This is a genomic window from Clostridium sp., from assembly GCF_030532265.1.
Lineage (GTDB): Bacteria > Bacillota > Clostridia > Clostridiales > Clostridiaceae > Clostridium.
Genome location: NZ_JAUNLM010000046.1, coordinates 1 through 16703, shown reverse-complemented (window position 1 = coordinate 16703; position 16703 = coordinate 1). Strand labels below are relative to the sequence as shown.

Below are 16703 nucleotides of genomic sequence, written 5' to 3'. Positions count from 1 at the left end.
ACTATGGTATAAAAGGGTATTGAGAATTTATGAGAGGTTATATGGTCAATAACCACTTACTATACTACGACAAGAAACTACTTTTGTCAACAAAAAAATTAAAAAATTTTTTATAGAAATTTATAACAAAAACAATTTACCTTAAAATGGATAAAATATTTGATATTTATAAAAATAAATAAAATAATCATCACAATAGTAATACATTTTGAATATTTTTATATACATAGTAGTAGGAAGTTTATAAGGAGGAATGAAAATGTCCAAAATAGATGTTATAAAAGAGAATGTTCAGTTTGAACAGTTATTAAAGGAAAGTAATACTGCAACTATGTTAAATGATGAATATTTAATACCAGATACTCATCCAGATGTAGAGAGAGTACTTATGGTAGAAGCTAATCCTTATATATTATCTAAAGAAACATTAGGAGATAAAGTAAATATAGAAGGAAAAGTTGATTATACAGTTATTTATTTAGCTAAAGAAGAAGAAATGGTAGTTTCATCAGTAAACTATTCTCAAAAGTTTAGTAATAGTTTAGATTTAGGTGAAGCTGAACATAAATTAGTATTTGAAGTAGAATGTAAGGTAGAACATATTGAAGCTCAAATAATAAATGAGAGAAAAGTTTCTATTGATGGAGTACTTAATTTTAATTGGGAAATATATAAAGGAAGGGAATTGGAATTAATAAAGGACATTGAAGGTGATGAAAGAATTGAAATACTTAAGAAAAATGAAATTATAAATAGTACTAGTGCAAATGAAAATGTTGATATAACAGGAAAGTCCATTATAAGAGTTAGTATGGATAAGCCTCAAATTGCAAAAGTATTAAAATCTAATATGGAACTTTATAAAAAGGAAATAAAAGTAGGGGAAGATAAAATATATTGTGGATGTTATTGTAAGATTTTTATGGCTTATTTAAGCAATGAAAGTAGAGAAATATATTGCTTAGAAGATAGTATATATTTATCAAAAGAATTAGAAGTTCCAGGTGTTACTCCTGATATGCAAGTTTTAGCAGATTATAATATAAAAAATAAGGACATAAATGTTCAAGAAGATGATTTAGGAGAATCAAGAATTGTTAATACAGAAGTTTTAGTTAATTGCAGTATAAAAGCTTTTTCTAAGAAAAATATTGACGTAATAACAGATGCTTATTCACCTAAGTTTCCTGTAAATATAATTAAAGATGAATATGAAATGGGTATGCTTCAAGGTATTTATAATAATGAAACAATAGTAAAGGACAATATATATATTAATGAAGGAGATATGACACCTGAAAAAATAATAACATATTCAGGTAATATTATAGTAACAGAAAAATCAGTTGTAAAAGATAAAGTTTTAGTTGGTGGTTATATAAAGGTTAATGTAATATATAAAACTAGTGATGAAGAAAATTATTTAGATAAAGTTTCAGGGGAGATACCTTTTAATATAGCTATAGAAACAGACGGAACTAATGAAAATATGAAAGCTATGGTTAAGTGTTGTATAGAAAATATGGAGGCTTCAATAGAAGCTAATACTATAGCTATAAAAGCAACTGTTATAACAACAGCAAAAGTTTTATTTGAAATTAAAAAAGAATTTATAAATGATGTAGTTGAAGGTGAGGGAGAAGAGCTTAAAAAGAAAGCAAGTATAACAATATATGTTGTAGGTGCTGGAGATACGCTTTGGAAACTTGCTAAAAAGTATAATACAACTATGGAAGAAATAATAAAATTAAATGAATTAGAAGATGTAGATAATTTACAAATTGGTGATAAATTATTAATTCCAGGTAGGTTAGTAGTTTAAAATGATGTGGAGAAGATATTTTTAAATATCTTCTCTTTTTATAATTAAAGTTAAATTGTTAGAATAAATGGCATGCTATTAAATGATTAGGTGATATTTCTTTATAACAAGGAGATTTTATTTTACAAATATCCATACAATTTGGACATCTTGTATGAAAGCGACAACCATTTGGGATATTTGTTCCATTTGGAATAGATCCTTTTAATAAAATTCTTTGTTTTTTTTCTAGAGGGTGGCTTACTGGCATTGATGAAATTAATACTTTAGTGTAAGGATGAAGTGGATTTCTTTTTAATTCATCTGTTGGTGCACTTTCTACTATTTTTCCTAAGTACATTACAGATATATCATCACAAAAATTCATAACAACACTTAAGTTATGAGATATGAAAAGATATGTAAGTGAAAGTTCTTCTTTTAAATCCAACATTAAATTTAAAATTTGAGATTGTATTGATACATCTAAAGCAGCTGTAGGTTCATCACACACTATAAATTGAGGATTAAGTGATAAAGCTCTTGCAATACAAATTCTTTGTCTTTGTCCACCACTAAATTCATGAGGATACTTATTTAAATAACTTTTATCCATTCCACATAAGTTTAATAATTCTATACATCTATTTTCAATTTCTGATGAAGGTATTATTTTGTGTTTTTTTATTACTTCTGATATTATATTTTTAATTGTCATTTTAGGATCTAAACTTCCGTAAGGGTCTTGGAATATTATTTGCATATCTTTTCTAATGGAGTTTAGATGTGCTTTTTGAAGTTTAATATTTTTCTCAACATCAAAAATTAGTTTATTATTGAATTTTACAGTTCCTCCTGTAGGTTGTATTAAATTTAATATAGTTTTTCCTACTGTTGATTTTCCACAACCAGATTCACCAACTAATCCTAAAATCTTACCTTTTTTTATAGAAAAAGATATATCATCAATTGCTTTATTATACAATTTACTTCTAGAAAAAAATTTATTTTTAACGGGAAAATATTTTTTTAAATTTTTTACTTCTATTAAAGTATCAATATCACTTGAATTTGTCATAAAATCACTCCTTATTAAGCCAACAACATACTGTATGATTAAAATTTATTTTTTTTATTGGAGGAGCTTTAATAAAGCATATGTCTATACATTTATCACATCTAGTATTATAAGGACAACCTTTTATATGTTCATAAGGGCTAGGAATTGAACCTTTTATAGAAAAAAATCTTTTATTGAATTTTTGTGGCATAGATTTTATAAGTGCTTTTGAATATGGATGTAATGGATTATTGAAAAATTCTAATACATCACATTCTTCAACTATTTTTCCTTTATACATTACAATTACTCTATTAGCAAGTTCTGCTATTATACCAAGGTCATGAGTGATAAATAACACTGAACAATTATTATGTGTAGTTATATTTTTTAATAAATCTAATATTTCTGCTTGAGTTGTAACATCTAGTGCTGTAGTAGGTTCATCTGCTATAATAATCTCTGGATTACACGCCATAGCAATGGCAATCATAATTCTTTGACACATACCACCACTTAATTCAAAAGGATATTTTTTTATTATTTCCTCTGGGTTAGGAATTTTTAAGTTATTTAATATTTCTAAAACTTTTTGTTTATTTTCAGTTTTTGATCCTTTTTTATGTATTTTTAAAACTTCAAGTATTTGATTACCAACTGTAAAGACTGGATTTAATGAAATCATAGGCTCTTGAAATATCATTGAAATTTTATTTCCTCTTATATTACACATTTCAGAATCAGATAACTTTAATAAATCATTATTATGAAATAATATTGAACCTTTTTCTATACATCCATTTGGCTTAGGAACTAAATTCATTATTGAGAGAGAAGTAATACTTTTTCCACTACCAGATTCACCAATTATTCCAAGAACTTCCCCTTTTTTTAAGGAAAAAGATATATCATCAACAGCGATTATTTTACCGCAATCTGTATTAAAAGTTGTTGTAAGGTTTTTTATTTGTAGTAAATTCATTATTGTAATCTCCTTAAATTTTTATTTTAGGATCTAATGCATTTCTTAAACCATCACCTAAGAAATTTATTGATAAAACCGTTAATATTACCATAATTCCAGATGGTACCCATAGCCACCATTCATTTTGAAGAGTTTGTATATTTTGAGCAGCTGATAACATACTTCCCCAACTTGGATTTGGAGGTCTAACACCCATACCTAAGAAACTAAGTGATGCTTCAGTAAGTATTCCATCTGCAACACAAAGTGTTGAAGCAACCAAAATAGGAGATATTACACTTGGAATTAGATGTTTTATTATTATTTCCATAGAACTTAAGCCTAAAGCTTTAGCAGAGAGTATAAAATCACTTTCCTTTAAGGAAAGTATTTCAGCTCTTACTATTTTAGCTATACCTGGCCACATTAATATTCCAATTATTAATATTAAATTAAAGATATTTGGACCAACTATTGATGCAATTGTAATAGCTATAACGAAAAATGGAAAGCACATTATTATATCAATTAATCGCATTATAATAGAATCGACTAAACCACCATAATAACCTGCAATAGAGCCTATTGTAACGCCAATAATTAATTGAATAAACATAGATGCTATTCCAACAGATAGAGATATTCTGCCACTATATAAAAGTCTTGAAAATACATCTCTACCTACCTCATCAGTTCCTAATATGTGGATAGCGTTTGGTGGTGATTTTATATTATATAGGTCAGTAGTACTAGGATTATAATTTGTGATAAATGGGGCAAGTATGGAAAAAAGTGATAATAAAATAATTATTATTAATCCTAATACAGCCAATTTATTTTTGGTGAATTTTTTAATAGACATATATTTTAAAGGTGATAAATTATTTAATTTTTTTGATCTAATCTTAAGTATGTTCATAAAATTTACCTCCGTACGAATCATCTATCAAGTCTTATTCGAGGATCTGCAATTGCATATAAAATATCAGCTAATAAATTTGAAAAAACTATTAAAATAGCTAACATCATAGTTATACCCATAATCAATGGATAATCTCTATTTATAACAGCTTCATAATTTAATCTACCTATACCAGGCCAAAGAAATATAGTTTCTGTTATTAATGCACCTGAAAATAATGAGGGAATCTGCATACAAAGTATTGTTATTATTGATATAAGTGAGTTTTTAAAACCATGCTTCCAGATTGTAGCTTTTAAGCTTAATCCTTTAGCTCTAGCAGTTTGAATATAATTATTTTTAAGTACATCTATCATTGAAGATCTGCTATATCTTATAAGAGAAGCTATTTGGGTTAAAGATAAAACTATAACTGGTAAAATCATATGTTTACCAATATCAAATATTTTAGTTATTCCGCTATGGCTTGCACCTAAAGTGCTCATACCAGATGAAGGTAGAAAATTTGTATTAAAACAAAATATTTTTATAAGAATTAATCCAAAAAAGAATGTAGGAATTGATAAACCTATAAATGATAGTATAGTAGTAATATAATCAAAAATAGAGTTAGGTTTATATGATGATATTACTCCAACTAGTATTGCAATGATAGTTCCAATAGTAAAAGAAAAAATTGATAACAAAAATGTATTCCAAATTCTTGATGATATAACTGTTATAACTGGTAATTTATAATGTATAGAGTATCCAAGGTCGCCTGTAATTGCTCTAGTTAACCATTTAATATATTTCAATGGAAAAGGATCGTAATAACCTATTTTTAATAACATTTTTTCAACTGTTTCTGGTGGTATAGTTGGATCTATCATAGTTGAATAAGGATTTCCAGGTTGAAACTGAACTAATGTAAATACTATAAGGGATATACCTATTAGTAGTATAATTGATGTTCCAATTCTTTTGATTATATAATTTATCATATTTTATAGACATTTATTATAAAATGAAATGTCGTAATACCTCCTTTATAATTTTGTGTGTATTTGAAATATATTAAAATAAAAAGAAGGGACTAAAAATCCCTTCTTTAATTATTATTCTTCTATATACCAATTTTTTATATTATTAAATTCATCGAAAGTAGAAGGTTTGAATTCTTTAAGTTTTGAGTTATACATTATTTCATTGTTTTGTACATATAAAAATGCTTCTGGAACATCTTCGTTTAATATTTTACCAAATTCAGCATAAACTTCTTTACGTTCATCTTGATTTATAGTTTCAAGGCCTTTATCTAATAAAGCATCAACTTTAGAATTTTTATATGAAACTATATTCCAACCTTGTTCACCTTTTTTATCAGAAGCTGCTTTAGAACTCCAAAATGGTTTTGGATTTGGATCAAGTGATAAAGTATTACCCATTAAATATAAATCAAATTCATGATTTGCAACTACTTGCTCCATTAGTGTTGAAAATTCCATAGAAGATAGTTTTACATTAACGCCTACTTTCTTTAAACTTTCTTGAATTATTAGAGCGGTTTGTTCTCTAGATTTTAATCCAGTAGGATATTTTAATTCAACTGTAAATTTTTCACCTTTAGAATTTGCAAGTATACCATCATTATCTTTATCGGTCCAACCAGCTTCTTTTAATAGAGATTTAGCTTTTTCTACATTGTAATTATATTCATTTAATTTAATATCTTTTGGATAAGCCCAACTAGTAGGTAATAAAGGTGTATTTATAACTTCACCATTACCTTCTAACAATTTATCTACTAATAGTTTTCTATCTATTGCATACATAAATGCTTGTCTGACTTTTTTATCTTGGAATTTTTTTTCTCTTAAGTTAAAGCCCATATATTGGAACATATAATCAGGATAAGTTATTGTATCAAAACCATCCTTTTTTAATGCTTCTACTTCAGATTTACTCATATCATTTACATTAGCTATATCTACATTTCCATTTTTGAATTCAGCTTGTAATGTATCAGGATTAGTTACCTTTAGTATAAATTTATTGGTTTTAGCTTTTCCATTAAAATAATTATCAAATGCTTCTAATTCAACATATTGTCCTGATTCAAATTTAGATAGTTTATAAGCTCCAGAACCAACAGGGTTATTTAATAATTTAGTTTCTTTATCCCAATTTTGTACTGGTGCTTTTGACCAAATATGTTTTGGGATTGGTTTTAAGTTTAATATAGCATTTAATGATGGTGAGTAAATTTTTTCAAAATGGATAGTTATAGTATTATTATCTACCACCTTTATTCCTTCAATAGATTTTGACTTTCCTTCAGTAAAAGCTCTTGCACCTTTTATATTGCCTAATTCACCAGCAGAGCCACCTGTATAGTTTGGACTTAACATGGAATATATAGTAAAAGCAACATCTTCAGCAGTTATAGGTTTATCATCATGCCATTTTGCTTTAGGATTTAATTTCAATGTTAAATCTTTTTTATTATCTGAGATTTTATAGCTTTCAGCTATACATGGTTGAATAGAACCATCTTCATTAACAATTAATAGAGGATCATATATGATATCGTTTACCTTAACGTCATATCTAGTATCACATATTAGTGGATTAAATACACCAGTTGGAGAAGTATTTAATGCATATACTATTTTATCTTTTATTTTTCCAGTTTTTTCATCTGATTTATTGCTACAACCAGTTATTGATAATCCAACTAATAAATTAGTAGCAATTAACATAGATATTAATCTTTTGCCTCTCAAAAAAATTCCCCCTTTAGTAATCTTACAAAATAATTATATATCTATATATGTAATTATTCTATTTTAATTAATTTAATTAAATTAAAGAAAACGTTTATATTCTTGAAAAAACTAGAAAATACTTTGTTAAGCATATAAAAATTAAAATTTACTATTTATTAATGAAATTGTTATTTAGTTAATAATTAGAGTATAAAGAATTTAATATATATTTTTAATATTACACGCTATTTTATAGAGGTTATAGAAATCTTTTGAATAAATAGTAATTTTGTTGGAAATAATAAAAAATGCATGATTTGAGGTGATTATTATGAAATCTAGGTTAAATTATAAGCTTATTATAATAGGCGGTGCAGAAGATAAAAAAGGTAGAAAAAAAATATTAAATGAAGTATGTGAATTAATAAATAAAGATAAAGATACATTACTTGTTGCAACTATTGCATCAGAAGTTCAAGATGAAATGAAAGATATTTATAATAAAGTATTTAATGAAATAGGAGTAAAAAACATAGAGTTTTTAAATATAGATGATAGAAAAGAAGCTTATCTAGAAGAAAATATAGAAAAAATTACTTTATCTAAACTTATATTTTTTACTGGAGGGGATCAGCTAAGAATAACCAGTCTTATAGGTGGAACGCCTATTAATGATGCTCTTTTAGACAGTTTACATAATGGAAAAATTATTGTTGGAACTTCTGCAGGAGCTTCAGTTATGAGTTCAACTATGATTTTAGAGGGGGATGATGAAGAAGCCCCTAAAAAGCATAGTATTAATATGTCACCTGGATTAGGTTTTTTAGAAAATATTATAATTGATCAACATTTTATACAAAGAGGAAGAATAGGAAGGCTTCTTACTGGTGTTGCAGAAAATCCAGAATATTTAGGGGTAGGTATTGATGAAGATACAGCTGTAATTATTGATGAGAGAAAGTTATTAAGAGTTATTGGAAATGGTGCAGTTTATATAATAGATGGAAGTAAAATAGATCATACTAATATATCAGAGCAATACAGAAATAAGCCATTAAGTATATTCAATGTAAAATTACATGTATTAATAGAAGGAAATAGATTTGATTTATTAAAAAAGATACCTTTTGAGGAGGAAGTAATAAGAGATGAGGATAACAGGGATAAGAATATTTAATGGAAGGAATATTTACTCTCATAGAAAGTGCGTGAGAATGGATGTAGATTTAGAAGGATATTCTGAAATACCAAGTAAAAAAATTAATAATTTTAATGAAATATTATTAAGAACATTACCAATTCTTAAGGAACATAGATGTGGAATAGATGTAGAAGGTGGTTTTGTAATAAGATTAAATGAAGGAACGTATCTATCGCATATATGTGAACATATAATAATTGCAATTCAAAATATGATAGGATTAGATGTATCTTATGGTAAAGCTAGAGAATGTGAAGGAGAACATTATTATATTATTTATGAATATGTATATGAAGATACTGCTATTGAAGTTGGAAAGTTAGCAGTAGATTTTATTAATTCTTTAATAGAAGAAAAGGGAATTAATTTCAATGAAAGATTAGATTTAATTATTGAAAATATGAGATATGAATCCATTGGACCTAGCACAGAAGCAATAAAAAAAGCAGCTGAGGATGTTGGAATGCCGGTCTTTCAGCTTTATAACTCAGGGTATTATCAAATTGGATATGGAAAACAAGGCAGAATGATAGAAGCTACTATAGGTAATTCTACAAAATGTATAGGTGTAGATATAGCTTGTGATAAGTTATTAACTAAAAAACTTTTATGTAGTCAAAGTATACCAGTTGTTAGAGGAGAAAAAGTTTATAACATAATAAATTTATTAAAAGCAGCTGAGGATATAGGTTATCCAGTGGTTTTAAAGCCTAAATGTGGGAATCAAGGCAAGGATGTATATTTAAATATAAAAGATGAAAAAGAACTTATGCAAGTTTATAATAAGCTTAGTTTAGATAAAAAGGAAATAATTATAGAAAAATATATATCAGGAAATGATTATAGAGTTTGTGTTGTAGGTAATGAAGTTGTAGCAGTTTCACTAAGAATACCGCCTAAAGTTTATGGGGATGGTAAAAGAAATATTAGAAGTTTGGTTGAAGAATTAAATTCTGATCCTTTAAGAGGAGAAGATCATGAAAAACCTTTAACAAAAGTTAAAATTAATGAAGAAATGGATTTAATTTTAAACAAGCAAGGTTTTACTATAGATAGTGTTCCAAATGAAGGTGAGGAAATAACTTTAAGAATAAATGCCAATCTTTCAACTGGTGGAGTAGCGGTAGATTGTACTGATTTAATATGTAAAGAAAATAAAGAGTTTTGTATAAGGGCTGCTAAAGCTATTGGACTAGATATATGTGGTGTAGATATAATAGCAAAAGACATAAGTAAGCCAATAAATGAAGATGGGGCTATAATAGAAGTTAATGCAGCTCCAGGAATAAGAATGCATCATTATCCAACAAAAGGAAAAAGTAGGGATGTTGGAAAATGTATATTAAATCATATTTATGGTGGAAATCCTAGAAATATACCTTTAGTATCAATAACAGGGACTAATGGAAAAACAACTACTACAAGAATTATAGCTTATGTGTTGAAATTAATGGGTAATACTGTAGGTATGACATCAACTGATGGAATATGTATAGGTGATGAGTGTATAGATATAGGAGATGATACTGGATATGAAAGTGCAAGAGCAGTTTTATTAAATAAAGATGTAGATGTAGCTGTACTTGAAACTGCAAGAGGTGGAATGATAAGAAATGGTTTAGCATATGATTTAGCTGATGTTGGTATTATAACAAATATCACTGATGATCATTTAGGAATTGATAATATAAATACTCTTGAGGATTTAAGTTTTGTTAAATCTTTAGTTATTGAAGCTGTAAAGCCAAATGGATATTCAGTTTTAAATGCAGATGATGAGTGGAGTAAGAAACTAATAAATAGGGCTAAAGGAGAAGTAATATTTTTTGCAAAATCTAAGGATAATCCGTTGATACAAAAAAATATCAATGAAGGTAAAAAAGCAATATTCATAGAAGATAATATGTTATGTGTGATAAACAATAAAAGAAAATATAATGTTATAAACATAAATGATATACCAATAACTTTAAATGGAACTTTAACATTTAATATAGAAAATGTTCTTGGTGCTTGTTCAGTATTAGTTGGATTAGGTATAGATTATTGTATGATTGCTAGGGGATTAAGTAAATTTAAGTTAGATAGTAATCATAATTCAGGTAGATTTAATATGTATTATGTAGATGGTAAAAAAGTAGTATTAGATTACGGACATAATATTGAAGGATATAAAGCTATTTTTAAATCCTTAAAAAATATGAATTATAAAAAGTTAATTGGAGTAATAGGAATTCCGGGTGATAGAAGTAATAAGATGGCAAAAGAAATAGGAAAAATAAGTGGAGAGAATTTAGATTATGTAATAATAAAAGAAGATGCTGATAGAAGAGGTAGAGAACCTGGAGAAATTGCCAATTTAATAGAAGAAGGATTACAGGAAAGTGTTAATAGAAAAATAATATTAAATGAAGTTGAAGCTTTTAAAGAAGCTTTGAGAGTTAGTGGTGAAGGAGATATTGTTATAGTATTTTTTGAACAGCTAAATCCACTAAGAGAAGTTATTGAATTAATTAATAATAAAATAAAAGAAGATAAAGAGGATTTGGTGAATTTATAATAGTTTGAGCATATAAATTTCTTGAATGATTTCAATGAATTTTATATGCTTATTATTTTATATTACAAAAATAGACATAAAAAATCAGCTATGATAAAATATGAAATAACATTATCAGAGGGAAGGTATACATTATGAAAACTAAAGCGTATGCTAAAGTTAATATAGCATTAGATATAATTGGTAAAAGAGAAGATGGGTATCATTTATTAAGAATGATAATGCAAGCTATAGATTTATATGATGAGATAACAGTAGATAAAATAAAAAGAGGAATAAAAATAAGCTGTAATAAACCGTATGTTCCAACAGATGAAAGGAATTTAGCTTATAAAGCAGCTAAGTTATTTATAGAAGAATTTAATATAGACTGTGGAGTAAACATAAATATAAAGAAAAATATACCTGTATCGGCTGGTTTGGCTGGAGGAAGCACAGATTGTGCAGCTGTATTAAAATTAATGAATGAATTATTTAACACTAAACTTACTGAAAAACAACTTATGGATTTAGGGGTAAGACTTGGTGCTGATGTTCCCTATTGTATAGTAGGTGGTACAGCTTTATGTGAAGGGATAGGAGAAAAATTAACTAAGTTAAAATCTTTCAAAGATAAAATATTAGTTTTAGTAAAACCACCATTTGGTGTTTCAACTAAAGGTGTATATCAAGAATTTGACCTTTCAAAAGTTGTATTTCATCCAAAGGTAGAAAATCTTATAGAGGCAATGGGGAATGATAATTTAGAATTTGTATCACAAAATATGAAAAACTTACTTGAGAATGTAACACTTTCTAAATATAAAGAGATTGTATCAATAAAACAAAGTATGATGGAAAATGGGGCTATAGGTAGTATGATGAGCGGTAGCGGTCCAACTGTTTTTGCATTTTTTGATGATATGCTTAAAGCTCAATTATGTTTTGAAAATATGAAGAAAAAATATAAAGATGTATTTATAACAAGAACTATATAAAATAAATGTATAAAACTCTCTTTAATGGTAATAATGATTACTAGATAAGGGGGTTTTATTATGAAGAAAGTTATATTTGGTATTATGTTTGGGGTTATATTTGTTTTAAATTTTAGTACAAGCTATTTTGAAAGTAGTGCAAAGGTAAAAGATAACTTAAATAATGAAGTAATATATGATTATGATAAAATTAAAGATGAGATTATAAGATTTCATGTTATAGCGAATAGTGATAGTGAAAAGGATCAAAAATTAAAACTTGAAATTAGAGATGAAGTTATAAAATATTTAGAACCAAAGTTATCTCAATCAAAAAGTATAAATGAATCAAGGAAAATAATAAAAGAAAATGATAAGAAAATTAAAGAAATAGCGAAAAATGTGGTTAAAGATAAAGGATATAATTATAAGATAGATAGTCAATTATCAAAAGAAAATTTTCCGGAAAAGGTTTATGGTAACATAACATTACCACAAGGTGAATATGAAGCTTATAGGATACTTATAGGAGATTCGGTTGGGCAGAATTGGTGGTGTGTAATGTTTCCACCATTATGTTTTCTTGATGTAACTAAAGGAGAAGTTGCGTATAATGAAACTGAAAAGAGAATGGATGAAATAGTACAAAAAGAAGAAAAAGAAAATTATAATTTGAAATTTAAGTTTATAGAAGTATTAAAAGATGTGTTTTAATATTATGTTATATTAAAATTTAACTTGATAAAACTAAAGAAGAATCATAAACTATAATTTGTAACAATTTATGAATTTAAAATATGTAGTTTTGAATTATGTGAAATATAGGAGGAAAATTTAATGACTAGAGCATTAGCAATGATTTCAGGTGGATTAGATAGTATATTAGCTGCAAAATTAATAAAAGATCAAGGGATAGATGTTATAGGAATTTGTTTTAGATCATACTTTTTTAATGAGGAAAATGCCTTAAGAATGACTAAACAAATAGATATACCTTTAGAAGTTGTAGATTTTTCAAAGGAACATTTTGAAATGGTTAAGGACCCTAAAAATGGTTGGGGAAAAAATATGAATCCTTGCATAGATTGTCATGCTATGATGATGAGATATTCAGGAGAATTATTAAAGAAGTTTAATGCTGATTTTATAATAACTGGTGAAGTTTTAAACCAAAGACCAATGTCTCAAAATAGACAAGCTTTAAATAAGGTAAGAAAAGAATCAGGCTTTGATGATAAAATACTTAGACCTTTATGTGCTAAAAATCTTGACGAAACTGATATGGAGAAGAATGGATTAGTAGATAGAGAAAAGCTTCTTAATATATCAGGAAGAAGTAGAAAGATTCAAATGGAGCTTGCTGATAAGTGGGGAATAAAAGATTATCCATCACCAGCTGGTGGATGTAGATTAACAGAACCAAATTATTCATTAAGATTAAAAGAAACACTTCAAAGAAATGGTGATGCAACACCAACCGAAATAGAATTATTAAGATATGGAAGACATTTTGTTAGTGATAATGGATGTACTATAATTGCAACAAGAACTAAAGTAGAAGGTGATGAAATAAAATCATTTTTAACAAAAGAAGATTTAGTGTTTTATCCAACTAGTCATAATGGTGCAATGGTAATTATTCATGGCAAATGTAATGAAGATGATAAAATTTTAGCAGCTAAAATAGCGGGAAGATATTGCAAAGGAAAAGATTTAGATGAAGTTGAAATATCTTATGGTAAATTTGGATGTAAGTTTGAAGGTGTATTGAAGGTTAAACCTGCGAGTGAAGAAGAAATACTTAAATACATAATACAAATAAAATAAGGGGGGATAGATTTGGAGAAAAAAGCAGTTATAAAAATAGTAAGTAATGCTACTATGCAAAATGATGAACTTATAGAAGTTATTACACCTGGAATTTTAAGTTTAGAAAATAATGAATTTATTGCATCATATAAAGAAACAGAAATATCAGGAATGCAAGGAACTGATACTAAGCTTAGAATAGGTGAAAATTATGTTGTGCTTGAAAGAGAAGGAAGTACAAGCACTAAAATGCATTTTGAGAAAAATAAACCTACCGTATCTCTTTATAATACACCATATGGGATGCTTGAATTATCTATTGATACTAAAAATTTAGAAATAGATGTTAAAGAAGATGGTGGTAAAGTAACTATAGAATATGAAATGCAAGTTGCAGGACAACCTGCTATAAAAACAAAGTTAAAACTAGATATAAATGCATAAAAAAGATGGTAGATAGAATCTACCATCTTTTTATATATATTTTTTTTATTATACATATTAAAAATACAAAAAATGGTAATAATTAAATTAGGAGGTAATTATATATGATAATGAAAACAAAATATGTTGAAATTATAGAGGAAATAAGTCAGATGAAAAATTTATCTAATGAGGAACTTATTCATATACTAAAAGAAAAAGAAATGAGATATTTAATACTTTTATTTTTAAAAAAATATGATTGTTTTAATGAAGAGAATATAAAAGAAATTTTAAATGTAAAAACAAAGAAAGGTATAAATTATAATTACCAAAAAGCAGAAGAAAAATTGCTTATAAATAAGAGGTTTAGGGATAAATATTTTGAATTAGAAAGAAAACTTGAAGCAAGAATATAAATGTAAATAAAATTTAAATAAAAAATGACTAGATATTAATAATTAATTATGGTAGTATATTATCTATGTTATTAAAAGAAATTAATACAGCACACATACCCCATAAATAAAATTTATGGGGTAATATCTATTATAATTGTAAAAATGCTGTATGTCAATAAATATTTCTCATAGGGAGGAAATTAAAATGAATAAACAAACTAAATATGTATTTGTAACAGGTGGAGTAGTATCAGCATTAGGAAAAGGAATAACAGCTGCATCACTTGGAAGATTATTAAAAAACAGAGGTTTAAATGTATCAATACAAAAGTTTGATCCATATTTAAATGTTGATCCAGGAACAATGAGCCCATATCAACACGGAGAAGTTTTCGTAACTGATGATGGAGCTGAAACAGATTTAGATTTAGGACATTATGAAAGATTTATAGATGAAAATTTAACTCAAAATAGTAATATAACAACTGGTAGAATATATTGGTCAGTTATTTCAAAAGAAAGAAGAGGAGAATACTTAGGAGGAACAGTTCAAGTAATACCTCATATTACAAATGCAATAAAAGATAAAGTTTATAGAGCAGGAAAAGAAAGAGATGTAGATGTTGTAATAACAGAAATTGGTGGAACAGTTGGAGATATAGAATCACAACCTTTCTTAGAAGCAATAAGACAAGTAAGAAGTGAAGTTGGAGCTGAAAATGTATGCTTTATACACGTTACTTTAGTTCCATACCTTGGAAAAGCTGGAGAGTTAAAAACTAAACCAACTCAACATTCAGTTAAAGAGTTAAGAACAATAGGAATTCAACCAGATATAATAGTTTGTAGATCAGAAAAAGAATTATCAGATGACATAAAAAATAAAATAGGATTATTCTGTAATGTAGATGGAAGATCAGTTATTCAAAACTTAGATGCAGAACACTTATATGAAGTACCATTAATGTTACATTCAGAAGGATTAGATAATTTAGTATGTGAAAAATTACATTTAGGATGTAAAGACATAGATAATTCACAGTGGATTGATATGGTACATAGAATAAAGAATTTAGAAAAAGAAGTTACAATAGCTTTAGTTGGTAAATATGTTGAATTACATGATGCATATATATCAGTTGTAGAAGCATTAAGTCATGGTGGACTTACAAACAATGCTAATGTAAATATAAAATGGATTAATGCTGAAGAATTAGAAAATCAAGATGTAAATGAAGTTTTATCAGGAGTAGATGGAGTATTAGTTCCAGGTGGTTTTGGAGATAGAGGAGTAGAAGGTAAAATAGAAGCTATAAGATGGGCTAGAGAAAATAAAGTACCTTTCCTTGGAATATGTCTTGGAATGCAGTGTGCTGTAATTGAATTTGCGAGAAATGTTGTAGGATTAGAAGAGGCTCATAGCTCAGAATTAAGTAGTGATACAAAATATCCAGTTATAGATATAATGCCAGAACAAAAAGATATTGAAGACTTAGGTGGAACAATGAGACTTGGATTATATCCTTGTAAGTTAGATAAAGAAACAAAAGCTTATGATTCATATAAAGATGAAGTTATTTATGAAAGACATAGACATAGATATGAATTTAACAATGAATATAGATCACAAATAACTGAAATGGGAATGAAGATTTCAGGAACAAGCCCAGATGGAAGATTAGTTGAGATAGTTGAAATAGAAGAACATCCATGGTTTGTAGCAGCTCAATTCCATCCAGAACTAAAATCAAGACCAAATAGACCACATCCATTATTTGAAGGTTTTATAGAGGCTTCATTAAATCATAAAAAATAATATATTATAAAAAGGATATTCTAATAAAGAATATCCTTTTATT

General features: G+C 26.8%; 14 protein-coding genes. 9 read left to right on the top strand and 5 right to left on the bottom strand.

Annotated elements, in window-relative coordinates; all coding sequences use genetic code 11:
- Positions 1 to 259 precede the first annotated feature (259 nt).
- The gene (locus Q4E08_RS09470; protein WP_303130497.1) at positions 260 to 1822 is read left to right on the top strand and encodes an SPOCS domain-containing protein; all 1563 of its coding nucleotides are present in this window, start codon (positions 260 to 262) and stop codon (positions 1820 to 1822) included.
- 58 nt (positions 1823 to 1880) lie between these two features.
- Here Q4E08_RS09470 and Q4E08_RS09465 read toward each other — a convergent pair whose 3' ends face one another.
- The 5 genes from Q4E08_RS09465 to Q4E08_RS09445 all read right to left on the bottom strand — a co-directional run bounded on the left by Q4E08_RS09465 (position 1881) and on the right by Q4E08_RS09445 (position 7512).
- The gene (locus Q4E08_RS09465; protein ID WP_303130494.1) at positions 1881 to 2879 is read right to left on the bottom strand and encodes an ABC transporter ATP-binding protein; all 999 of its coding nucleotides are present in this window, start codon (positions 2877 to 2879) and stop codon (positions 1881 to 1883) included.
- 4 nt (positions 2880 to 2883) lie between these two features.
- Positions 2884 to 3843, bottom strand: a complete 960-nt coding sequence (locus Q4E08_RS09460) for an ABC transporter ATP-binding protein (RefSeq protein WP_303130493.1) — start codon at positions 3841 to 3843, stop codon at positions 2884 to 2886.
- 13 nt (positions 3844 to 3856) lie between these two features.
- Complete coding sequence (gene opp4C, locus Q4E08_RS09455) at positions 3857 to 4744, bottom strand: oligopeptide ABC transporter permease (RefSeq protein WP_303130492.1); 888 nt, start codon at positions 4742 to 4744, stop codon at positions 3857 to 3859.
- A gap of 20 nt (positions 4745 to 4764) precedes the next feature.
- On the bottom strand, positions 4765 to 5730 hold the full coding sequence (locus tag Q4E08_RS09450; RefSeq protein ID WP_303130490.1) for an ABC transporter permease: 966 nt from the start codon (positions 5728 to 5730) through the stop codon (positions 4765 to 4767).
- Positions 5731 to 5844: 114 nt separating this feature from the next.
- Entirely contained in the window at positions 5845 to 7512 is a 1668-nt protein-coding gene (locus tag Q4E08_RS09445) for an ABC transporter substrate-binding protein (RefSeq protein ID WP_303130489.1), read from the bottom strand.
- Positions 7513 to 7825: 313 nt separating this feature from the next.
- Here Q4E08_RS09445 and Q4E08_RS09440 point away from each other — a divergent pair, with 313 nt between their 5' ends.
- From Q4E08_RS09440 to Q4E08_RS09405, 8 genes are all read left to right on the top strand, one after another.
- Positions 7826 to 8671 carry a cyanophycinase gene (locus Q4E08_RS09440; protein WP_303130488.1) on the top strand — a complete coding sequence of 282 codons (846 nt, stop codon included), beginning with the start codon at positions 7826 to 7828 and terminating at the stop codon, positions 8669 to 8671.
- Positions 8643 to 11255 (top strand): cyanophycin synthetase, encoded by a 2613-nt coding sequence (gene cphA / locus Q4E08_RS09435; protein ID WP_303130487.1) that lies wholly within the window; start codon positions 8643 to 8645, stop codon positions 11253 to 11255. Before Q4E08_RS09440 ends, cphA begins: the two co-directional genes overlap by 29 nt.
- A gap of 134 nt (positions 11256 to 11389) precedes the next feature.
- Positions 11390 to 12232 (top strand): 4-(cytidine 5'-diphospho)-2-C-methyl-D-erythritol kinase, encoded by an 843-nt coding sequence (gene ispE / locus Q4E08_RS09430; RefSeq protein WP_303130485.1) that lies wholly within the window; start codon positions 11390 to 11392, stop codon positions 12230 to 12232.
- Positions 12233 to 12292: 60 nt separating this feature from the next.
- Positions 12293 to 12925, top strand: a complete 633-nt coding sequence (gene spoIIR, locus Q4E08_RS09425; RefSeq protein WP_303130484.1) for a stage II sporulation protein R — start codon at positions 12293 to 12295, stop codon at positions 12923 to 12925.
- A 123-nt stretch (positions 12926 to 13048) separates the two neighbouring features.
- On the top strand, positions 13049 to 14038 hold the full coding sequence (locus tag Q4E08_RS09420; RefSeq protein ID WP_303130482.1) for a tRNA 4-thiouridine(8) synthase ThiI: 990 nt from the start codon (positions 13049 to 13051) through the stop codon (positions 14036 to 14038).
- Positions 14039 to 14050: 12 nt separating this feature from the next.
- Positions 14051 to 14464 (top strand): DUF1934 domain-containing protein, encoded by a 414-nt coding sequence (locus Q4E08_RS09415; RefSeq protein WP_303130481.1) that lies wholly within the window; start codon positions 14051 to 14053, stop codon positions 14462 to 14464.
- Between the two features lie 104 nt (positions 14465 to 14568).
- Positions 14569 to 14862: a hypothetical protein gene (locus Q4E08_RS09410; RefSeq protein ID WP_303130479.1), complete on the top strand. Its 294-nt coding sequence runs from the start codon at positions 14569 to 14571 to the stop codon at positions 14860 to 14862.
- A 187-nt stretch (positions 14863 to 15049) separates the two neighbouring features.
- Positions 15050 to 16660, top strand: a complete 1611-nt coding sequence (locus Q4E08_RS09405) for a CTP synthase (RefSeq protein ID WP_303130477.1) — start codon at positions 15050 to 15052, stop codon at positions 16658 to 16660.
- Positions 16661 to 16703: the final 43 nt, after the last annotated feature.